Annotated in this window: 17 protein-coding genes; 13 read left to right on the forward strand and 4 right to left on the reverse strand. The window is 72.5% G+C overall.

Translation table 11 applies throughout. The features are described 5' to 3' along the window. The first annotated feature begins 22 nt into the window (after positions 1 to 22). Both ACFQGL_RS30310 and ACFQGL_RS30315 read left to right on the forward strand, forming a co-directional pair. Positions 23 to 1,411, forward strand: a complete 1,389-nt coding sequence (locus ACFQGL_RS30310; protein WP_377516059.1) for a DedA family protein — start codon at positions 23 to 25, stop codon at positions 1,409 to 1,411. A 63-nt stretch (positions 1,412 to 1,474) separates the two neighbouring features. Further along, on the forward strand, positions 1,475 to 2,353 hold the full coding sequence (locus tag ACFQGL_RS30315) for a transglycosylase SLT domain-containing protein (RefSeq protein WP_377516060.1): 879 nt from the start codon (positions 1,475 to 1,477) through the stop codon (positions 2,351 to 2,353). On the opposite strand, the gene ACFQGL_RS30320 is transcribed toward ACFQGL_RS30315, so the two are convergent. Then, a complete protein-coding gene (locus ACFQGL_RS30320) occupies positions 2,347 to 4,428 on the reverse strand; it encodes an MMPL family transporter (protein ID WP_377516061.1) in 2,082 nt (693 codons plus the stop codon). The two genes, ACFQGL_RS30315 and ACFQGL_RS30320, sit on opposite strands and share 7 nt — an antisense overlap. A gap of 124 nt (positions 4,429 to 4,552) precedes the next feature. Here ACFQGL_RS30320 and ACFQGL_RS30325 point away from each other — a divergent pair, with 124 nt between their 5' ends. The 5 genes from ACFQGL_RS30325 to ACFQGL_RS30345 all read left to right on the forward strand — a co-directional run bounded on the left by ACFQGL_RS30325 (position 4,553) and on the right by ACFQGL_RS30345 (position 9,738). Then, positions 4,553 to 5,059, forward strand: coding sequence for a MarR family winged helix-turn-helix transcriptional regulator (locus ACFQGL_RS30325; protein WP_377516076.1), 507 nt, complete (start codon positions 4,553 to 4,555; stop codon positions 5,057 to 5,059). Between the two features lie 4 nt (positions 5,060 to 5,063). Continuing rightward, the gene (locus tag ACFQGL_RS30330; protein ID WP_377516062.1) at positions 5,064 to 6,737 is read left to right on the forward strand and encodes a CocE/NonD family hydrolase; all 1,674 of its coding nucleotides are present in this window, start codon (positions 5,064 to 5,066) and stop codon (positions 6,735 to 6,737) included. A 175-nt stretch (positions 6,738 to 6,912) separates the two neighbouring features. Next, a complete protein-coding gene (locus ACFQGL_RS30335) occupies positions 6,913 to 7,794 on the forward strand; it encodes a hypothetical protein (protein ID WP_377516063.1) in 882 nt (293 codons plus the stop codon). 103 nt (positions 7,795 to 7,897) lie between these two features. Next, positions 7,898 to 8,473 carry an ArsR/SmtB family transcription factor gene (locus ACFQGL_RS30340; RefSeq protein ID WP_377516064.1) on the forward strand — a complete coding sequence of 192 codons (576 nt, stop codon included), beginning with the start codon at positions 7,898 to 7,900 and terminating at the stop codon, positions 8,471 to 8,473. Continuing rightward, positions 8,470 to 9,738 (forward strand): MFS transporter, encoded by a 1,269-nt coding sequence (locus tag ACFQGL_RS30345; RefSeq protein ID WP_377516065.1) that lies wholly within the window; start codon positions 8,470 to 8,472, stop codon positions 9,736 to 9,738. Before ACFQGL_RS30340 ends, ACFQGL_RS30345 begins: the two co-directional genes overlap by 4 nt. 48 nt (positions 9,739 to 9,786) lie before the next feature. On the opposite strand, the gene ACFQGL_RS30350 is transcribed toward ACFQGL_RS30345, so the two are convergent. Next, a complete protein-coding gene (locus ACFQGL_RS30350; protein WP_007462771.1) occupies positions 9,787 to 9,990 on the reverse strand; it encodes a cold-shock protein in 204 nt (67 codons plus the stop codon). Positions 9,991 to 10,173: 183 nt separating this feature from the next. Between ACFQGL_RS30350 and ACFQGL_RS30355 the strand changes: the two genes are divergently transcribed. Both ACFQGL_RS30355 and ACFQGL_RS30360 read left to right on the forward strand, forming a co-directional pair. Next, positions 10,174 to 10,857, forward strand: a complete 684-nt coding sequence (locus ACFQGL_RS30355) for a class I SAM-dependent methyltransferase (RefSeq protein WP_377516066.1) — start codon at positions 10,174 to 10,176, stop codon at positions 10,855 to 10,857. A gap of 102 nt (positions 10,858 to 10,959) precedes the next feature. Next, the gene (locus tag ACFQGL_RS30360) at positions 10,960 to 11,568 is read left to right on the forward strand and encodes a DedA family protein (protein WP_377516067.1); all 609 of its coding nucleotides are present in this window, start codon (positions 10,960 to 10,962) and stop codon (positions 11,566 to 11,568) included. A 178-nt stretch (positions 11,569 to 11,746) separates the two neighbouring features. On the opposite strand, the gene ACFQGL_RS30365 is transcribed toward ACFQGL_RS30360, so the two are convergent. Together ACFQGL_RS30365 and ACFQGL_RS30370 are read right to left on the reverse strand one after the other, a co-directional pair. After that, positions 11,747 to 12,400 (reverse strand): MBL fold metallo-hydrolase, encoded by a 654-nt coding sequence (locus ACFQGL_RS30365; RefSeq protein WP_377516068.1) that lies wholly within the window; start codon positions 12,398 to 12,400, stop codon positions 11,747 to 11,749. Positions 12,401 to 12,407: 7 nt separating this feature from the next. Then, a complete protein-coding gene (locus ACFQGL_RS30370) occupies positions 12,408 to 13,124 on the reverse strand; it encodes a maleylpyruvate isomerase family mycothiol-dependent enzyme (RefSeq protein WP_377516069.1) in 717 nt (238 codons plus the stop codon). Between the two features lie 179 nt (positions 13,125 to 13,303). Here ACFQGL_RS30370 and rsgA point away from each other — a divergent pair, with 179 nt between their 5' ends. The 4 genes from rsgA to uvrC all read left to right on the forward strand — a co-directional run bounded on the left by rsgA (position 13,304) and on the right by uvrC (position 20,372). After that, a complete protein-coding gene (rsgA, locus tag ACFQGL_RS30375) occupies positions 13,304 to 14,374 on the forward strand; it encodes a ribosome small subunit-dependent GTPase A (protein WP_377516070.1) in 1,071 nt (356 codons plus the stop codon). Between the two features lie 167 nt (positions 14,375 to 14,541). Continuing rightward, the gene (uvrA, locus tag ACFQGL_RS30380) at positions 14,542 to 17,487 is read left to right on the forward strand and encodes an excinuclease ABC subunit UvrA (protein WP_377516071.1); all 2,946 of its coding nucleotides are present in this window, start codon (positions 14,542 to 14,544) and stop codon (positions 17,485 to 17,487) included. Between the two features lie 190 nt (positions 17,488 to 17,677). Next, on the forward strand, positions 17,678 to 18,160 hold the full coding sequence (locus ACFQGL_RS30385) for a Rieske (2Fe-2S) protein (RefSeq protein WP_377516072.1): 483 nt from the start codon (positions 17,678 to 17,680) through the stop codon (positions 18,158 to 18,160). Positions 18,161 to 18,293: 133 nt separating this feature from the next. Continuing rightward, positions 18,294 to 20,372 (forward strand): excinuclease ABC subunit UvrC, encoded by a 2,079-nt coding sequence (gene uvrC / locus ACFQGL_RS30390; RefSeq protein WP_377516073.1) that lies wholly within the window; start codon positions 18,294 to 18,296, stop codon positions 20,370 to 20,372. Positions 20,373 to 21,434: the final 1,062 nt, after the last annotated feature.

Raw genomic sequence — 21,434 nt, forward strand, 5'->3', positions numbered from 1 at the left:
CTCCCGTGTCCCGGGGGCCTGAGTGCACGACCTGCTGACCATGGTGCAGGGTCTGCCCACCCTGTGGATCTACCTGGTCGCCGCGCTGATCGTGGCGGGCGAGACCGCGGTGATCTTCGGCCTGCTGGTGCCGGGTGAGGCTACCCTGCTGCTCGTCGGCTTCCTCACCTACAACGGTACCTTGCGGCTCGGGCCGGCGCTGCTCGCGATGATCGTCGCCGCGGTCGCCGGTGACGCGCTGGCGTTCCGCGCTGGTCGGCGGTACGGCCCCCGGCTGCGGGCCGGGCTGGGGCACCGGGTCGGGCCCCAGCGCTGGGCCAGGGCCGACGCCATGCTCGCCCGGCTCGGCGGTCGCGGGGTGTTCGCCGCCCGTTGGGTGGCTTTCGCCCGCACTCTGGTGCCCCGGCTGGCCGGTGCGGCCGGCATGCCGTACCGGCGGTTCGCGCCGTGGAACGTGGCCGGCGTGGTGACCTGGGTGGGCGGCTCGGTGCTGCTCGGTCACCTCGCCGGTGAGTCGTACGACACGGTCTCCCGGCTGCTCGGCCGGGCCACCGGCGCGGCGCTGGTGCTGCTGGCCGGTCTGGTGGCGGTGGTGCTCGCCGGCCGGTGGCTGGGCCGTAACCCCGACCCGGTACGGGCGCTGCTGTCCCGAGCCGGCGCGCTGCCCCCGGTGCGCTGGCTCAGCGCCCGCTACGGGGTGCTGTTCTTCCTGGTGGCCGTACGGATCGGGCCGGCCTGGACGCTGCTGCTCAACCTGGCCGCCGGGCTGCTGTTGCTGTTCGCCGCCGGGCTCGCCATCGCCGGGCTGCTCTCGCTGGTGGTGCGCAACAGTGGGTTGGCCGCGTTGGACGGTGCGATCGGGGCCTGGTTCGCCGCCCGACGGACCCCGGACGCGGCCGACGCGGCCCTGGCGGTGGTGTCGCTGGTCCGCGGCTGGGTGCTGATCGTGCTGGTGGCGTTGGTGGCCGCGGTGCTGGCGTGGCGCAACCGGCCCTGGCGGGCGGATCTGCTGGGTGTGGTCGGCACGGTGGGCGCGTTCGTGCCGTTGGTGGTGCTGGCCGTGGTGGCCGAGCTCACCGGGTCGCCGGGGGCCGCACCGGACGGCGGTGAGGCGGTCCCGTTCCCCACCCAGAACGCGGTCGTCGCGGCGAGCTTCTGCACCCTGGCGTGGCTGCTGTCCCGGGGCACCCGCTGGCCGAGGGCGGTGGCCGCCTGGACGGTCGCCGCCGCGGGGCTGCTCGGGGTCGGTGCCGCACGGCTCTACCTCGGGCTGGCCACGGCGAGCGAGACCGTGGCGGCGGTGCTGCTCGGGGTGCTCTGGACGGTGGTGTTCGTGGTCGCCTGGGCCACCCGGGACCGGGCGATCCGCGATCGGGAGCAGCCGGTCGACCCGGTCGGGACGCCGCCGTAGGGGCCCCGCCGCCCGAACGAAGCTTGCTAATGTGCGGCGACGGTCACACGGGGGAGGAACGGCATGCGTGCACGGACCGGTCGGGTGGGCGCCGTGGTGCTCGCCGGGCTCCTGTTGGCGGGCACGGTGGTCGGCTGTGCCGACCGGGGGGAGAGCCCGCAGGGCCAGGCCGCGCCGGTGTCGGTGACCGAGGCGCCGACCGACGCACCGGTCGAAGAGGCCATCGTGGAGCCCACCCCGTCGCCCAGTTCGGTGGCCTCGATGGGTGCCGCGCCGAGCCGCACCGCGTCCCCGAAGCCGACGAAGAAGCCCACCCGGACGACCAGCGCGGCGCCGAAGCCGCGCGCGGTGCCCAAGCCGCCCACCGAGACGAAGGTCCCCCCGGCGCCGCCGAAGCCGGCGCCGTCCTCCTGCAAGCCCAGCTACAAGGGCACCCAGGCCACCCGGGCCCAGGCGAAGGCGGCGCTGTCCGACGCGGCGGCGCGCACCTACTGGCCGACGTCCGCGCCGGACATCAAGATCCCGCTCGACCTGCTCAGGGCCACCGCCTGGCAGGAGAGTGGCTGGCAGTCCAACATCTACGCCTGTGACGGCGGCGTCGGGCTGATGCAGGTGATGCCGGCCACCGCGACCTGGATGAACCAGCGGTTCGACCAGAGCTACCAGATCGACGACTACCGGGACAACGCCTACCTGGGCGCCAACTACCTGGCCTGGCTGACCAAGTACATCGGCGACATGTACTTCGAGTCCGACTTCCGGCTCGACGCCGACCTGTGCACCGCCGAACTGAACTCCTGCCTGCTCAACGCGGTCATCTCGGCGTACAACTTCGGGCACGGGGCGGTGGCACAGGAGGGCAAGCCGCTGGCGATCCCCAACCCGTCGTACGTGCGCAACGTGCGGGCGCTGATGACCGAGTGCGTCTGCCTGGCCTACTGACCGGCGCCCACCCTGCCGGGCCACCAGAAACGGTCGCCGAGCAGGAACGCCAGCGCCGGCACCAGGACCGTGCGGACCAGCAGGGTGTCCAGCAGGACGCCGACGCAGACGATGATCCCGATCTGGGTGAGCGTGATCAGGGGCAGCACCCCGAGCACGGCGAAGACCGCGGCGAGCAGCACCCCGGCGCTCGTGATCACGCCGCCGGTGACCCGTAGCGCGGAGAGCATCCCGTCGTGGGTGCCCGCGTCGCGGGCGTCCTCCCGGGCCCGGGTGACCAGGAAGATGTTGTAGTCGACACCGAGCGCCACGAGGAACACGAAGGCCAGCAGCAGCACGCCGCTGTCCAGCGCCGGGAAGCCGAGCACGTGGTCGAAGAGCAGCCACGCCGCGCCGAGGCTGGCGAAGAACGACGCGATCACGGTGAGCACCAGCAGCACCGGCGCGAGCAGGCCGCGTAGCAGCAGCACGAGCACGGCGCCGACCAGCAGCAGGATGATCGGCAGGATGAGCCGCAGGTCGGCGTCGTTGGCCTTCTCGGAGTCGTAGGTGGCGGCCACGGTGCCGCCGACGATCGCCCCGGCCGGAGCGTCGGCGCCGTCGACCGCCGGGGGCGCCGAGCCGGGCACGGCGACGACCGCGTCGCGCAGCGCCCCGATCGTCCGGTCCGAGGCGGCAGTGCCGGGTTCGGCGACCAGCACCACGTCGACCTGAGCGATGCCCTGGCCGGTGTCGCCGGGGCGGGCCGAGGCGACCCCGGGCACGGCCGCGGCGGCGTCGGTGACCGCCCGTACCGCCGCCGGGGTGGTGAGCACGGCCACCGGTTGGGTGGTGCCGGCGGGAAAGGCCCGGGCCAGGGTCTGCGCGCCGGTCACCGCCTCGGGTTCGGCCCGGAACTGCTCGGTCTCCGACAGGCCGGTACGGATACCGAGCCCGCCCAGGGCCAGCGCGGCGAGCAGCAGCGTGGCCAGCACGGCGACCGGCGCGGGGCGGCGTCGCACGACGGTGCCGAGCCGACCCCAGAGCCGACCCTCGCGGGCCGGGCCGCCGACGTGCGGCACGAACGGCCAGAACAGGCCGCGACCGAACAGCACCAGCACGGCGGGGAGCACGAACAGCGCCGAGAGCATGGCGAAGACCACCCCGGTGGCACAGGCCACGGCCAACGCCCGGTTCGACTCCTGCTCGCTGAGCAGCAGGGTGAGTACGCCGAGCACCACGGTGCCGCCGCTGGCCAGGATCGGCTCGGCGGTGCGGCGCAGCGCGGCGCGCATGGCGGCGAACCGGTCCTGGGCGCGGCGCAGCTCCTCGCGGTAGCGGGCGATGAGCAGCAGGGCGTAGTCGGTGGCCGCGCCGAAGACCAGCACGCTGGCGATCCCGGTGACCGCGCCCTCCTGCAGGTTGATTCCGACGGCCGGCACGATCGTGTCCACCGCGCGCAGGGTGAGCTGTTCGGTCGCGGCGACCACGAGCAGCGGCACGAGCCACAGGAACGGGCTGCGGTAGGTGATCAGCAGCAGCAGCGCGACCACGGCGGCGGTGACCGCGAGCAGGGTGATGTCGGCGCCCTCGAAGACCGCGGAGAGGTCGGTGGTGAAGGCGGGGGCGCCGGTCACCTCCGCGGTCAGGCCATCGGGCAGCTCCGCCAGCGCCGCGCGCAGCCCGGTGACCGTGTCGGTCACCGCGTCCTGGCCGTCGGCGGTGCCGACCGGTACGGCGACCAGCGCCACCGTCCCGTCCGGAGAGAACTGGGCGGGGCTGACCCGCCCGCCCACCGCGAAGCGGGCCAGCTCGCCGGCGCGGGCGGCGACGGCGGCGCGGTCCGCCTCGGCCAGCGCGGCGCCGTCCGCGCGGCTGACCACCACGATGGCCGGCTGGACCTCGCTGGACGGGAGCTGGTCCTGCAGCCGCTGCACCTGGGTCGACTGCCACTGCACGGACAGGCCGGTGGCGGACACCGGCGCCGGATTGGCCGGCCGGGGAAGCCCGAAGACCGCCGCGCTGACGACGATCGCGGCGACCACGGCGAGCCAGGCGGCGAACCGTCCGTGGGCGACTCGGGTGAAGACGGACATCGGGCCACCTCGGCATCCTTCGAAAGCCAAGTATCTTGACGGCCGAGATTATCGACGGCTGCTCTATGCTGCAAGCCGAGAGACCGACGACGGGAAGAAGCGGCGCGACGTGGCGACTCACGGCATGTACCGGCGGCGCGACACGCGCCGCGAGCAGCTGGTCGCCGAGATCACCAACAACCTGCGGCGGTACGCGGTGGACGCCCAGCAGGTCGGCCACGCCTTCGCCAACCTGCATGGGCTCAACCCCACCGACCTGCACGCGCTGATCGCGGTGATGGACGCCGAACTGCTCGGCGACCCGATCACCCCCGGCCGCCTCGGCGAGCAGCTCAGCCTCTCCTCCGGCTCGGTCACCGCCCTGATCGACCGGCTGGAACGCGCCGGGCACATCCGCCGGGACCGGGACACCGTCGACCGACGCAAGGTGCTGCTGCACTACGCCGACCAGGGCGCCGCGCTGGCCATGCGGTTCTTCCAGCCGCTGGGTGCCCGTACCGACTCGGTGATGGCCCGCTTCGGCGAGGACGAACTGGAGGTCGTACACCGGTTCATGGCGGAGATGAGCCTGTCGGTGCGGGCGCACCGCGACGCGGTACGCGCCGAGTCGCCCCGCCGACCGACGGACTGATCCCGTGCCCGACCGGCTCGTCGCCCGCCTCGCCGGGGCCGCGCTGCGGCTGCCCCCGACCCGCCCCGGCGTCGTACGGGTCACCCGCGACATTCCGGTCCGGGTCCGCGACGGCGTGGTGCTGCGGACCGATCACTACGCCCCGGCGGTCCCCGACGCGCCCACCGTGCTGATCCGCACCCCGTACGGGCGGGGTGGTCCGCTGCGGCTGCTCGGTCGGCTGCTGGCGGCGCGCGGCCAGCACGCCGTGATCCAGTCCTGCCGGGGAACCGGTGGCTCCGGCGGGACGTTCGCCCCGCTCGTGCACGAGCGCGACGACGGGGTGGACACTCTGGACTGGCTGCGCCGTCAGCCCTGGTGGTCCGGTGGGCTCGGCATGTTCGGCGTCAGCTACCAGGGCTTCGCCCAGTGGGCACTGGCCGCCGACGCCGGCGACGAGCTGCGCGCGATGGTCGCCGTGGTCACCGCCTCGGCCACCCGGGACTCGACGTACGCGGGGGAGTCCTTCGCCCTGGACACCGTGCTGACCTGGGCGGAGCTGCTGCACGCGCAGACCGTGCCGTGGCTGGCCCGGCAGTGGGAACTCAAACGCGGGCAACCCCGGTTGGCGGCCGCGCTGGAGCACCTGCCGCTGGCCGGGGCCGACCGGGTGGCGACCGGCGTGACCATCCCGTTCTTCCAGGAGTGGCTGCGTCACCACACTCCGGACGCCGAGTACTGGCGGACCCGGGTCTTCGCCGACCGGGTGGCCCGGGTGCGGGCACCGGTCATCCTGGTCACCGGCTGGCACGACATCTTCCTGCCGGCCCAGCTCGACGACCACGCCACCCTGCGCGCCACCGGCGCCCGGCCGCGGCTGGTGATCGGCCCCTGGACGCACGGCAGCCCGGGCCTGTTCGTGGCCGCCCTTCGCGAGGGGCTGGCCTGGCTGGACGAGCACCTGACCGGGACAGCCGTGGCGGACGGGCGGCCACACCGGCCCGCGTCGGCATCCGCGCCGGTCCGGCTCCACGTGAACGGTCCCGGCGGCGGCTGGCGGGACCTGCCGGACTGGCCCCCACCGGCGGTCGACACGGCCTGGCACCTGCATCCGGGCGGCGAACTGGCGGCGCGTGGGCCGGTCCCCTCCCCGCCGGACGGGTTCCGGTACGACCCGGCCGACCCCACCCCCTCACTCGGTGGACCACTGCTGGTGGCACAGCGGGCCGGCCCGGTGGACAACCGGAGCATCGAGGCCCGCGACGACGTGCTGACGTACACCACCGCCCCGCTGACCGGCCCGGTCGAGGTGATCGGCCCGGTACGCGCCGAGATCCACGTCCGCAGCGAGTTGCCGTACCTGGACGTCTTCGTCCGATTGTGCGATGTGGACCGTCGTGGCCGGTCGTGGAACGTGTGCGACGGGCTGGTCCGGGTCGCGCCCGGCCGGTTCGCCGCCGACGCGTCCGGGGTACGCCGGATCCCGGTGCCGCTCTGGCCGACCGCGTACCGGTTCGCCGCCGGGCACCGACTGCGGTTGCAGGTCTCCGGTGGCGCGCACCCGCGCTGGGCGCGCAACCCGGGTACCGGTGAACCACTCGGCGAGGCGATCACTCTGCGTGCGGGTTGGCGGGAGATCCTGCACGACCCGGCGTACCCGTCGGCCGTGCTGCTGCCCGTCGTCCACTCTGCGCGGTGATCGTGCGATCTGAAAAAAAGTCGCCCTGACCTGGTCATTCATGTTTTTTCGGGGCTATGGTTGGTTCAACGCCCGGCGCTCGGCACGAGTCGGACCGGGCCCACCCTGACAATCCCGCACCGCGTACGCGGTGTGATGGTCGCGCCTGGTCCCCGCCTATCTGAGAGGGGGGCCGATGACCCGCGCCCCGTCCAATCTCCTGGCAGTTCGCAGCCTGCTCCTCACCTACCTCAACGTCGACCCGGACACCGTTCGGACCGCGGACCTCGAGCCGGCGGAGGTCGGCATCGTCGGAGACCCAGCTCACCGTGGTGGCTACCACTGCGGCTCGGACCGGGTCGTCACCAACGACTACTCGGTGGTCGAGTCGCCCCGGGACACGGCCGGGCTCACCCTCGACGCGACGGCGCTGGACGTCGGTGGTTTCGACGTCCGATCCGCCGGCCGAACGCACACACTGCCCAGTTTCTCGCTCTGGTGCGTGGGGCAGTGCGCCGCCAACGCGGCCGACACCCGGGACATCCGCGAAATCATCTACAGCCCCGACGGCACCACCGTGAAGCGGTGGGACCGGCTCGGCAAGCGCACCAGCGGCGACGACTCGCACCGCTGGCACACCCACTTCAGCTTCTTTCGTGACGCGACCAAGGCGGGCCGCGACCAGCGGCCGCTGTTCCGTCGCTATCTGAGTTCCATCGGACTCCTGGAGGACAACGACATGACCCCCGAAGAGCACACCTGGCTGGCCACCGTCCACAAGAACCTGACCGTGCTGGACGGCCGTAACCCGGTCGGGCAGATCTACACCCGGATGGCGGAGGGCCGGGACGACACCGGCGCACCGGTGACCGGGCACCCGAACCTCAAGAGCCTCGGCGCGCAGTTGACCGCGTTGCAGGCGGCTCTGACGGTGTTCTCCGGCCGTGACTTCACCGACGAGCCGGCCGTGGTCCAGGGCGTACTGTCCGGACTGACCCCGGAGAAGATCGCCGCGGCCATCCCGCCGACACTGGCCAAGCAGGTCGCCGACGAACTGGCGCGGCGCCTGGTCGTCTGAGCCCGGGCCGGCGGCTCGGCCGGCTCGGAAGCGTACTGATCCGCAACAGCAGTTGGGCAATAATCATTGCGCAACTGCTGTTGCGGATGCTTTGCTGAGTGGTATGGAGCAACCCGACGTACGCCAGGTCACCGACTCACGGGTGCTGGCCGCCATGGCCCACCCCCTGCGCCGCCGGCTGATGGACGTGCTCAAGGTGTACGGGCCCTCGACCGTCGGCCTGCTCGCCGAGCGCACCGACCAGGCGCCGGCGAACGTCAGCCACCACCTCAAGGTGCTCGCCGGCGCCGAGCTGGTCACCGAGGCACCGGAACTGGCCCGGGACCGGCGCGAGCGGTGGTGGCGCCTGGTCACCCGAGGCGTGCGCTGGTCCAGCAGCGACTTCGACGCCGACCCGGCCGCCCGGGCGGTCGCCGACGCGGCCACCTCGCTCAACCTGGACCGGCACGCCGCCCTGGCCCGGGCCTGGCACGCCGCCGACGAGCCGACCCAGGCCGCCTGGCAGGACGGCCCGTTCTCCACCGACAAGTGGCTGCACCTCACCCCGGACGAGTTGGCCGAACTGAGCCGTGAGGTCGTCGACCTGCTGGCCCGCTGGGCCGACCGGCCGGTGCCCGAGGACGGCCGCGACCGGCAGCCGGTGTTCGTTTTCGCCCACGGCGTCCCGGCCCGGCCGTGACCGCGGCCACCACCAGCCCTGCCGCACCGACCGGTGGGCTGCTGCGGCACCGGGACTTCCGACTTCTCTGGGCCGGCCAGGCGGTCAGCAGCGTCGGCAGCAACGTCACCACGGTCGCGCTGCCGCTGGTCGCGGTGGCCGTGCTCGACGCCGGCACGTTCCAGGTGGCGGTGCTCACCGCCGCGGCCTGGCTGCCCTGGCTGCTGATCGGCCTGCCGGCCGGCGCCTGGGTGGACCGGCTGCCACGCCGGCCGGTGATGGTGACCTGCGACCTGCTGTGCGCGCTGGCGTTCCTCAGCATTCCGCTGGCCGCCGTGCTCGATCGGCTCACCGTCTGGCACCTGCTGCTCGTCGCGCTCGGCGCCGGCACCGCGCGGGTCTTCTTCGAGACCGCCGACCAGGTGTACCTGCCGGTCGTGCTGCGACCCGAGCAACTGCCGGAGGGCAACGCGAAGCTACAGGCCACCCAGACCGTGAGCTACGTCGTCGGACCCGGAATCGCGGGCCTGATCGCCCAGCTCACCGGGGCGGTCGCCGCGTTGGTGCTGGACGCCGCCACGTTCCTGGTCTCCGCGGTCTGCCTGCTGCGGATCCGCACCGTCGAACCGCGCGCTCGCCGGACGGACCGGTCCTCGCTGCGCCGGGACATCGCCCAGGGGCTGCGCTTTCTCGTCCGTGACCCGTACCTGCGGGTGCTGGCGCTCTTCGGCGCGGCCTGCAACATGGGGCTGACCGGCTACCAGGCGGTCCTGGTGGACTTCCTGATCCGCGAGTTGCGGCTCGCGCCGGGCCTGGTGGGCGTCCTGGTGGCGGTGATGAGCGCCGGCGGCATCGTCGGCGCGCTGCTGGCCACCGCGCTCGCCCGGCGCTACGGAGCGGTGCGGGCCCTGCTGCTCGGCGGGGCCTTGGCCGGCCCGCCCGCGCTGCTCATCCCGCTGGCCACGCCCGGCGTCGGGCTGGTCTGGCCGGCCCTCGGCGGACTGTTGATCGGCCTCGGGGTGGCGATCGGCAACGTGATCAAGGGCAGCTTCCGGCAGACCTACACGCCGCACCACCTGCTCGGCCGGGTGACGGTGAGCATGCACCTGCTCAACTACGGCACCATCCCGCTCGCGGCGGTGTTGGCCGGTGCTCTCGGCGCGCGGTACGGCGTCAGGACAGCGATCGAGGTGATGACCGCCTGGTTGGCGCTCACCCCGCTGATTCTGTTGATGGGGCCGCTCCGGCGGCGGCGGGACCTGCCCGCCGCCCCGGCGGCGTCTTGAGTGCGCTGCGGCGGCGGCCGTTGACTGGCCGCCGCCACCGGCACGGAGCTACATCGGGCGGACGTTGTCCGCCTGCGGACCCTTCTGCCCCTGGGTCACCTCGAACTCGACCTTCTGGCCCTCGTTGAGCTCCCGGTATCCGCTCGAAGCGATGGCGGAGTAGTGGACGAACACGTCCGGCCCCCCACCGTCCTGCTCGATGAAGCCGAAGCCCTTTTCCGAGTTGAACCACTTAACCGTGCCGGTTGCCATGCATCTCTCCCTGTTCAAAGCGGCTGACCCTCGGCCTGTGGCCGATGATCGCCCGTACCTGTCCGACAGTAACGGGCAAAACCCCGATCTGCCGGCCGAAGTGCCGCAGGCACTCGGGTGAACTCTACGTGCCGGCATGTGAAAGCTGCCCCGGACACCCGCGGCTGGGGCATGCTTGCGCCGATGAGGGGTGCCGCAGCCACCGCGCTGTCCGAGCTGGAGCGTGAGATCGACGCGCCCGGCGCCGGACTGGACCGGCTTCAGCTGGTGCCCACCCCGTTCGTCCCGGAGGTGCGGCTGCACCTCGCCGAGGACGCGATCGTCTGGTGGGCCCGGATGGAGGCGGCGGCCGGACACGCCCTGCCGCCGCCGTACTGGGCCTCGGTCTGGGCGGGTGGCCAGGCCCTGGCCCGGCACCTGCTGGACCACCCGGAGTTGGCCGCCGGCCGCCGGGTGCTCGACCTCGCCGCCGGGTCCGGGCTGGTGGCCATCGCCGCCGCGCTGTCCGGCGCCGCGCGGGTGGTCGCCAACGACATCGACCCGTACGCCGTCGCAGCCGTCACGGTCAACGCGCGGGCCAACCGGGTGGACGTCACCGTCACCGGCGGTGACCTGCTCGACACCGGCGACGCCGAAGCGGACCTGGTGGTCGCCGGCGACGTCTTCTACAGCCGCGCGATGGCCGCCCGGATGCTGCCGTTCCTGCAACGAGCCGCCGCCAACGGCGCCGAGGTGCTGGTCGGCGACCCCGGCCGGGGGCACCTGCCGGGGGACCGGTTGACGGTGCTGGCCGACTATCCGGTGCCCACCACCGAGCCGTCGGTCGACTCGTCGTTACGCCGGGTGCAGGTGCTGCGACCCGCCTGAGGCCGGGGGTCGTCTCAGGGGCGACCCCGAGGCCGATACCAGGGGACCCTGGGGGCTGCGACCGGATGTCCAGGGTGGTGCGACGGCCATAGCGTACGGGGCATGACGCAATGGCTGGCCCAGGTCGGAGAACTACCCATCCTGTTGCTGATGGGCGCGCTCGGGCTGGTCATGCTCTTCGACGCCGTACCGCTGCTGGGCGTTCTGATCCCCGGTGACGTGGCGATCCTGGCCGCGGTCGGGGTGGGCCGCCCGGCCACCGGGTTGGCCACCTTCACCGCGGTGCTGGTCGGCTGCCTGGCCGGCTGGTCGCTGAGCTTCCTGGTCGGGCGCCGGTACTCCGACCGGCTGCGGGGCAGTCGGATCGGCACCTGGATCGGTGAGGCCCGGTGGGCGGCCGCGGAGGGGATCCTGCGTCGCGGCGGCGGCCGGATGGTGGTGATCGCGCCGTTCCTGCCGGTGTTCAACGCGCTGCTGCCGCTGGCCGCCGGCGGGCTGCGGATGTCGTACCGCCGGTTCCTCGGCTGCGCGGCGCTCGGCGCGGCGGCCTGGGCGGGTCTCTACCTCGCGCTGGGCACCGCGTCCCGGTCGCTGGCCGGGCTGCTGCCGGGGGAGCCCAGCCCGCTACTGGTCACCATGGCGGTCGGGTTGGTGCTGGCTGGGGTCGTGCTGGTGGGGGCGCGGCGGCGGCTGCTGGCTGTGGCTGGCTGATTGCTGGTTGCGGTGGGGCGGGGGCGGGTTGGTTGCGGTGGGGGGGGGGGGCCCGCCGTGCCCGGCTCCGGGCGGTCAGGCTTGATCCCTGCGCCGGGCACGGCGGGCCCCCGCCCCGTCGTGCTGGCGGCTCGTCCGGTGGCGCCCGCTCCGCCGTCCCGGCTGAGGGATCTTGGTGTTACCAGCCGCGGGTGCGCCACTGGGGGAGGGCTGGGCGCTCCGCGCCCAGGGTGCTGTCCTTGCCGTGGCCGGGGTAGAACCAGGTCTCGTCCGGCAGTTGGTCGAACAGCTTGTGCTCGACGTCGTCGATCAGCGCGGCGAACCGCTCCGGATCCTTGTCGGTGTTACCGACGCCACCCGGGAAGAGGCTGTCGCCGGTGAAGAGGTGCGGGGTGCCGGCCGGGTCGCGGTAGAGCAGCGCGATCGAGCCCGGCGTGTGCCCCTTGATGTGGATGACCTCCAGCGCGCAGTCGCCGACCGGCACGGTGTCGCCCTCGGCGAGCGGCTCGGCCTCGATCGGCAGGCCGGCCGCGTCGTCGGCGTGCACCAGCGCCCGGGCGCCGGTCTTGGCCACGACCTCCTCCAACGCCACCCAGTGGTCCATGTGCTGGTGGGTGGTCACCACGGCGGTGAGGCCGTCGTCGCCGATCAGCTCCAACAGCCGGGGCGCCTCGTTGGCGGCGTCGATCAGCACCTGCTCGCCGTTGGTCGTGCAGCGCAGCAGGTAGGCGTTGTTGTCCATCGGGCCCACCGACAGCTTGGTGATGGTGAGGCCGTTCAGCTCACGTACCGCCGGCGTGCCGACGGAGGTGACGTCTCCGCTGTATGTCATGACGTTTCTATATCCATTCCGGTGGAGTAGGCAGGGGACCGTCGGGAGTGACGGCGAGCGCGTGGCCGCCGGCCCGGCCGATCAGCCAGGCGGCGAGGTCAGGGGCGGACCCGGCGACGGTCGGTGCGCCGCCCCGGTCCCCGATCACCAGCTCGTGCTGGCCGCCGTCGAGGCGTAGCACCATCGACGGCGGGGCCGGGAGGCGGGCGTGCTGGGTGGCCACCTCGTGCAACAGCCGGTGGGCGAACGAATCCGGCCAGTCGGCGGCCCCGTAGCCGGCGGCCAGGTCGAGGTGGTGCACCTCGATCTCGCGCAGTCGGCCCCAGACCAGCAGGGCGGCCGGCCAGGGGCCGCGCCGGGTCTGCACCGTTGCCGCCCACGCCTGCGCCGGCATGGTCTCGACCGCCTCGGTGAACCGGTCCGCGGTGCGCCGCAGGTCGTCCAGCTGCTCGTCGGCCGGCCGGCCCGCGCCGGCCTCGATGTCCGCCGTGCGGGCCGCCGCCGAGGCGTACTGCGGCACCGGCTCGCCCGTGCGGGCCGCGGTGAGCAGGTTGACGAAGCCGTCGGCGTTGCGCGCCACATGGGCCAGCACGTGCCCGCGAGTCCAACCCGGCAGCAGCGACGCGGCGGCCAGGTCCGCGGCGTCGAAAGAAGCGGCGGTACGCAGCAACCGGCTGGTCGCGTCGTCCAGATCGCCCATCAGCAGCAGCGGGTCCGTGGTCACGGACAGACCCTAGCGGTACGCCGTGACGCCGTCGCCGGGGAAATCGCTTTCGGCGCGTCGGCGCGGGCCCTACCGTCGGCGTCATACGCGGCACCGGGACGTCGGAGGGAGGTGGTGATCATGCCGGCCTTAGGACGCGTGTTCCGCCATCACCAGCTTCGACACCCGATGAGGATGACATGACGATCGATCTGACCGCCCTCGGCTGGGATGCCGACCGGGCGGCGTACGCCGAGCGGCGCGGCGACCACCGACCGGGCCGGGTGGCCCGGGTGGACCGCGGGGTCTGCACGGTGCTCACCGAGACCGGCCCGGTCCGGGCGAGCCTGGGCGGGGCGGTGCTCGCCGCCGCCGCCCAGGACCCCTCCGCACTGCCCTGCGCGGGCGACTGGGTGCTGCTCGCGTACTGGCCGGACCGCCGCGTCACCGTCGAGTCGGTGTTGCCCCGGCGGGCCGCGCTGATCCGGCGTACCGCCGGTAAGGACGCCAGCGGCCAGGTGCTGGCCGCCAACCTCGACGCCGCCGCCGTGGTGGAGCCGGTGCATCCGGAGCCGGACGTCGGCCGGATCGAACGGCTGCTCTCGCTGGCCCACGAGTCGGGGGCCCGGCCGCTGGTCGTGCTGACCAAGGCCGACCTCGCGGCCGACCCGGGCGCGCTGGCCCGTCAGCTCGCCGCGATCGCCCCCGGGGTGCCGGTGCTGCCGGTCAGCGCGGAGCGCGGCGTCGGGCTGGAGCCGCTGCGCGCCGAGGTGGCGCCCGGTCGCACGCTCGGCCTGCTCGGGCCCTCGGGTGCCGGCAAGTCGAGTCTGGTCAACGCGCTGGCCGGCACGGTCGTGATGCCGACCCAGGCGATCCGGCGGGTCGACGGCAAGGGCCGGCACACCACCACCTGGCGGGCCCTGGTGGCGATCCCCGGCGGCGGTGCGGTGATCGACACGCCCGGCGTACGGGCGGTCGGCCTGCTGGACGGCGTCGCCGGGCTCGACCGGGCGTTCGCCGACATCACCGGGCTGGCCGAGGGCTGCCGGTACGCCGACTGCGGACACGACGGCGAGCCCGGCTGCGCGGTGCGCGAGGCGCTGACCACCGGGGAGCTCTCCACCCGTCGGTGGGAGAGCTGGCGGCGGCTGCAGGGGGAGGTGGCCCAGGAGAGTCGGCGGCGGGAGGCGCGGCTGGCCGCGGAGCGGCGCGGTGGATGGCGCTCGGCCCGGCGTCGGGCTGCCCGGCCACCGGCGCCCGGGGGCTACTGAGTCGCTCGGCCGACCGGGCTGAGCTGGGGGAATGTGCGGGCGGGGGAAAGTGTCATACCTCGGGGCTAGAGTTGCCGAGGCGTGTTTTCCGCGCCCGCACGACCGCTCAGAAATACGCAGAGCGGGACAGATCCTCCGCATCGTCTTCACCCGGGAGCACACGGACCGTGGCCGACCGACTGATCATCCGTGGCGCGCGCGAGCACAACCTGCGTGACGTCAGTCTCGACCTGCCCCGGGACGCACTCATCGTGTTCACCGGGCTGTCCGGGTCGGGCAAGTCGAGCCTGGCCTTCGACACGATCTTCGCCGAGGGGCAGCGGCGGTACGTGGAGTCGCTCTCCTCGTACGCCCGACAGTTCCTCGGGCAGATGGACAAGCCCGACGTCGACTTCATCGAGGGCCTGAGCCCGGCTGTCTCGATCGACCAGAAGTCGACCTCGCGCAACCCCCGCTCGACCGTCGGCACCATCACCGAGGTCTACGACTACCTGCGGCTGCTCTACGCCCGCATCGGTGAGCCGCACTGCCCGGTCTGCGGCGAGCGGATCTCCCGGCAGAGCCCACAGCAGATCGTCGACCGGGTCCTGGCCATGGCCGAGGGCACCAAGTTCATGGTGCTGGCCCCGGTCATCCGCGGCCGCAAGGGCGAGTACGTCGACCTCTTCGCCGAGCTCCAGGCCAAGGGCTACGCCCGGGCCCGGGTCGACGGCGTGGTGCACCCGCTGACCGAGCCGCCGAAGCTCAAGAAGCAGGAGAAGCACACCATCGAGGTGGTGATCGACCGGCTCACCGTCAAGCCGAGCGCCAAGCAGCGGCTGACCGACTCGGTCGAGGCCGCCCTGGGCCTGTCCAGCGGCCTGGTGCTGCTCGACTTCGTCGACCTGCCGGAGGACGACCCGGACCGGGAGCGTCGCTACTCCGAGCACCTGGCCTGCCCCAACGACCACCCGCTCGCCATCGAGGATCTTGAGCCCCGGGTCTTCTCCTTCAACGCGCCGTACGGCGCCTGCCCGGAGTGCACCGGCCTGGGCACCAAGAAGGAGGTCGACCCGGAGTTGCTGGTGCCCGACCCGGAGCGGTCCCTGCGCGAGGGCGCCATCCAACCCTGGTCGACCGGGCACAACCTGGAATACTTCCTGCGCCTGCTGGAGGCGCTCGGCGAGGCCCAGCACTTCGACGTCGACACCCCGTGGCGGGCACTGCCGGCGCGGGCGCAGAAGACCATCCTGCACGGCTCGGACGACCAGGTGCACGTGCGCTACCGCAACAAGTACGGCCGCGAGCGCTCCTACTACACCGGCTTCGAGGGCGTGGTGCAGTGGATCGAGCGCCGGCACTCCGACACCGAGTCCGAGTGGTCCCGCGACAAGTACGAGGGCTACATGCGTGACGTGCCGTGCGCGGCGTGCGGCGGCGCACGACTCAAGCCCGAGGTGCTCGCGGTCACCCTGGCCGGCAAGAGCATCGCCGAGGTCTGCAACCTGTCCGTGGGGGAGTGCGCCGACCTACTCGCCGGCATCGAGCTGACCGACCGGCAGAAGATGATCGCCGAGCGGGTCCTCAAGGAGATCAACGCCCGGCTGCGCTTCCTGCTCGACGTCGGCCTGGACTACCTGTCCCTGGACCGGCCGGCCGGCACCCTGTCCGGCGGCGAGGCGCAGCGCATCCGGCTGGCCACCCAGATCGGGTCCGGTCTGGTGGGCGTGCTCTACGTGCTCGACGAGCCGTCGATCGGGCTGCACCAGCGCGACAACCACCGGCTGATCGAGACCCTGATCCGGCTGCGTGGGCTGGGCAACACGCTGATCGTGGTGGAGCACGACGAGGACACCATCCGTACCGCGGACTGGATCGTCGACATCGGGCCGGGCGCGGGGGAGCACGGCGGCAAGATCGTGCACAGCGGCTCGGTGCCGGCGCTGCTCAAGAACAAGGAGTCGATCACCGGGGCATACCTGTCCGGGCGCCGGTCGATCCCGACTCCCGCGACGCGTCGCCCGCAGACCCCCGACCGCGAGCTGGTGGTGCACGGCGCGCGTGAGCACAACCTGCGCAACCTGACCGTCCCGTTCCCGCTGGGCCAGCTGATCGCGGTCACCGGGGTCAGTGGCTCGGGCAAGTCGACGCTGGTCAACGACATCCTGCACGCGGTGCTCGCCAACCAGATCAACGGCGCCCGGCTGGTCCCCGGCCGGCACACCCGGGTCGCCGGCCTGGAGCACGTGGACAAGGTGGTCGGCGTGGACCAGTCGCCGATCGGCCGTACGCCGCGCTCCAACCCGGCCACCTACACCGGGGTCTGGGACCACGTACGCAAGCTCTTCGCCGAGACCACCGAGGCCAAGGTACGGGGGTACGGTCCGGGTCGGTTCTCGTTCAACGTCAAGGGCGGGCGCTGTGAGGCGTGCTCCGGCGACGGCACCATCAAGATCGAGATGAACTTCCTGCCCGACGTGTACGTCCCGTGCGAGGTCTGCAAGGGCGCCCGGTACAACCGGGAGACCCTGGAGGTGCACTACAAGGGCAAGACCGTCTCGGACGTGCTGGAGATGCCGATCGAGGAGGCCGCCGAGTTCTTCTCCGCCATCCCGGCCATCCACCGGCACCTCAAGACGCTGGTCGACGTCGGCCTCGGCTACGTCCGTCTCGGCCAGCCGGCGCCGACCCTCTCCGGCGGCGAGGCACAGCGGGTCAAGCTCGCCTCCGAGCTGCAGAAGCGCTCCACCGGTCGGACGGTCTATGTGCTCGACGAGCCGACCACCGGCCTGCACTTCGAGGACATCCGCAAGCTGCTGATGGTGCTGGAAGGGCTCGTCGACAAGGGCAACACGGTGATCACCATCGAGCACAACCTCGACGTGATCAAGACGGCCGACTGGCTGATCGACATGGGCCCGGAGGGCGGCCACCGGGGCGGCACCGTGCTCGCCACCGGCACCCCCGAGGAGGTCGCCGAGGTGGCCGAGAGCCACACCGGCCAGTTCCTGCGCCAGGTGCTCAAGCTCGACGGTGAGGCCAAGGGCGCGACGGCAGCCACCAACCGGGCCGCCAAGGCCAACGGGACGACCAAGACGCGTACCAGCCGCAAGGTGCCCGCCGCCGCGCGCTGACCTGGACGCCTCCGGGCGGGTCCGATCGGGCCTCGTCCGCGCCCACTTCGGCGCGGGCGGCTCGATCCGGCCCGCCCGTCCCATTTCCCGGGTCGGGGAGGTGCCGCGCTGAACCATCCGGCACAGTTGCCCGTGTGGAGAAGTGTGACCGGTTTGCTGACCGGCACAGCGGCCGAGAGAGAGGCGAGGCATGAGTGACGATCAGGCGCTGACCGGTCCGGGTAAGCAGACCCGTCGTACCCTGCTCACCGGCGTCGGCGCGGTCGGCGCGGCCGTCGTGCTTGCCGCCTGCGGCAGTGACGACTCCGGCGACGGTGCCGCACCGACCAGCGGCGGCCCGGCGGTGCCCAGCACCGGCGACGCTGGTGGCGGCAACCGGCAGGACGCCCAGTCGCTGGCCACCACCGCCGACATCCCGGTCGGTGGCGGCAAGGTCCTCGCCAGCCAGGGCGTGGTCATCACCCAGCCCACCGCCGGCCAGTTCAAGGGCTTCAGCCCGATCTGCACCCACCAGAACTGCCCGGTGACGAACGTCGACGGCGGCACCATCAACTGCACCTGCCACGGCAGCAAGTTCTCGATCGAGGACGGCTCGGTGAAGGCCGGCCCGGCCACCAGGCCGCTGCCGCCCAAGGACATCAAGGTCACCGGCGACCAGATCTCGCTGGCCTGACCGCCCCGCCCTGATCCACTCACCTTCGTAGAAGTCGGGGTGTCTGACGCCCGTCGACACCCCGACTTCTTGGAGAACGAGTCGATCAAGCGGTGCGGTGGGGCTGTCAGTGGTGCGGACTAGGCTTGTTGGTGTGGCTGACCCCTCGACCTACCGTCCCGCATCCGGCACCATCCCGGAGTCACCGGGGGTCTACCGCTTTCGCGACGGCACCGGCCGGGTGATCTATGTCGGCAAGGCGAAAAACCTGCGCAGCCGGCTCAACTCCTACTTCGGCGACATCTGGGGCCTGCACGAGCGCACCCGGCAGATGGTCACCACGGCCGAGTCGGTGGACTGGATCACGGTCGGCACCGAGGTCGAGGCGCTCCAGCAGGAGTTCACCTGGATCAAGCAGTACGACCCCCGGTTCAACGTCCGCTACCGCGACGACAAGTCCTACCCCTACCTGGCCGTCACCCTCGACGAGGAATACCCGCGGCTGCAGGTGATGCGCGGCGCGAAGCGCAAGGGGGTGCGCTACTTCGGGCCGTACTCGCACGCGTGGGCCATCCGAGAGACCCTCGACCTGCTGCTGCGGGTGTTTCCGGCCCGGACCTGCTCCGCCGGGGTGTTCAAGCGGGCCGGTCAGGTCGGCCGCCCCTGCCTGCTGGGATACATCGGCAAGTGCTCAGCGCCCTGCGTCGGCAGCGTCTCCGCCGACGAGCACCGGGCCATCGTCGACGGCTTCTGTGACTTCATGGCCGGGCGCACCGACAGCATGGTCCGCAAGATCGAACGCGAGATGCTCGACGCGAGCGAGCAGTTGGAGTTCGAGCGGGCCGCCCGGCTGCGCGACGACGTGGCCGCGTTGCGTCGGGCGATGGAGAAGCAGACCGTCGTGCTGGGTGACGGCACCGACGCCGACGTGGTCGCGTTCGCCGACGACCCGCTCGAGGCGGCCGTGCAGGTCTTCCACGTCCGCGACGGCCGGGTCCGTGGCCAGCGTGGCTGGGTGGTGGAGAAGACCGAGGAGTTGACCACCGGCGATCTCGTGCACCACTTCTGCACGCAGGTGTACGGCGGCGAGCACGGCGAGACCGACGTACCCCGGGAGTTGCTGGTGCCCGAGCTGCCCGCGGACGCCGACGCGCTGGCCGACTGGCTCTCCACCCATCGGGGCGGGCGGGTGTCGCTGCGGGTGCCACAGCGCGGCGACAAGCGGGCCCTGATGGAGACGGTGGAGCGCAACGCGAAAGACGCGTTGGCGCGGCACAAGCTCAAGCGGGCCGGTGACCTGACCACCCGGGGCAAGGCGCTCGACGAGATCAGCGAAGCGCTCGACATGCGCACCTCCCCGCTGCGCATCGAGTGCTTCGACATCTCGCAGATTCAGGGCACCGACGTGGTGGCCAGCATGGTGGTCTTCGAGGACGGGCTGCCCCGCAAGAGCGAGTACCGACGGTTCATCGTGCGGGGCGCCACCGACGACCTGTCCGCGATGTCCGAGGTGCTGCGCCGCCGCTTCGCCCGCTACCTGGACGCCCGTGCCGAGACAGGCGAGGTGGGGGTGGAGTCGGCCGACGACCTGGAGGCACCGCCCGGCGCGGAGGAGCCGCGGATCGCCACCCTCGTCGACCCCACCACCGGTCGGCCGCGCAAATTCGCGTACCCCCCGCAGCTCGTGGTCGTCGACGGCGGCGCACCACAGGTCGCGGCGGCCGCCCAGGCCCTCGCCGACCTGGGCATCGAGGACGTGGCGCTGTGTGGGCTGGCCAAGCGGCTGGAGGAGGTCTGGCTCCCCGACGACGAGTTCCCGGTCATCATGCCGCGCACCTCAGAGGGGCTCTACCTGCTGCAACGCGTACGCGACGAGGCGCACCGATTCGCCATCACCTTCCACCGGCAGCGTCGCTCGAAGCGGATGACCGAGTCGGCGCTGGACCAGGTGCCCGGGTTGGGCGAGGTGCGGCGCAAGGCGCTGCTGCGGCACTTCGGCTCGCTCAAGCGGCTCTCCGCCGCCACCGTCGAGGAGATCACCGAGGTGCCCGGCGTGGGCCGGCGCACAGCCGAGGCGATCCTCGCCGCGCTCGACAGAGGCACCAATGCAGGTGAGGGTGCCGGGGCGGTCGGGGGTGCCGGGGCGGTCGGGGGTGCCGGGGCGGTCGGAGGTGCCGGGGCGGTCGAAGGTGCCGGGTCAGTCGAGGGCGCCGGGGCGACGCCGAGCCCGTGAGTCTGCCGACCGCGGCGGTTTCGTTCGATGTGCATGTCCGGCCCTGATCGGCGCCTGCTTGGTGGGGCGGCATCCGCTGCCTGCCGTCGGACGGTTGCTGGGCCGCACCTTCGAATGATCGTGCCTGGTCTCGGTGTACCTGCCTGACCGGCGGCCGGCCATTGTTGCGCTGAACGCGCCGTGGAGAGTCAGAGTCGAGGCGGTGCCGGCCGGCGGCACTCGCACCGAAGAGCCATATACCTCAGAGTCATATTTATACCTGAGAGTCATCACGCTCAACCCGGACCTGCCCGCCGACCCGGCAGCGGGTGTTGATCCGCTCGGTGGCGCCGACATGGCGGAGTCCCTGGCCTCGGACACCGCAATACGGGCGGACCGAGGTGGACCACCTCGCCGATGATGCCTGGTATGCCCGTTTCGGTGCGTGGTGCGTGGTGCGTGGTGCGTGGTGCGTGGTGCGTGGTGCGTGGTGCGTGGTGCGTGGTGCGTGGTGCGTGGTGCGCGGTGCGCGGTGCGCGCGATGGGCCAAGATCTGCGCAACTACAGGGAAAGTGCTGCCTGCGGTGGGCGGGAGGCAGCACTTTCGGTGATGTTGCACGGATCTTGCCCACGGACACGCGGCGTGGGCGGGCATGGAGGCGGCCACGGTCGCTCGGTGTCGGGTTTGTGGTCGATCGTCCCGTGGGCGGGGCCACCCCGATCGCGGAATCATGGGCCGGCCCGGGCCGTTGTACAGGGGGTAACCACGACAACCGGCGGCCCCCCGCCCGGCGGAATGATTCGCCGCCCGGCACGGTTACACGCCCCGCAGGCCCGAGCAGCACCACCCGAGCCTGACCCCGGGCAGTTCGGCGGAATGACCCGCCGCCCCGAACCGTTACACCCCCCGGACGCCCCGAGCAGGCCCCCGGCCGCCGGGCAGATCCCCCTCGAACTTCCCCCTCCGCGTGACACACCACCCCCCTGGTGTGTTGTGCGCACCCCCGAGGCAGAGGAGCACGCCATCATGCGTACCGATCTGATCCGTAAGACCGCCCTGACCGCTGCCGGCCTCGCCTTCAC

Source organism: Micromonospora vulcania (assembly GCF_042658605.1).
GTDB lineage: Bacteria > Actinomycetota > Actinomycetes > Mycobacteriales > Micromonosporaceae > Micromonospora > Micromonospora vulcania.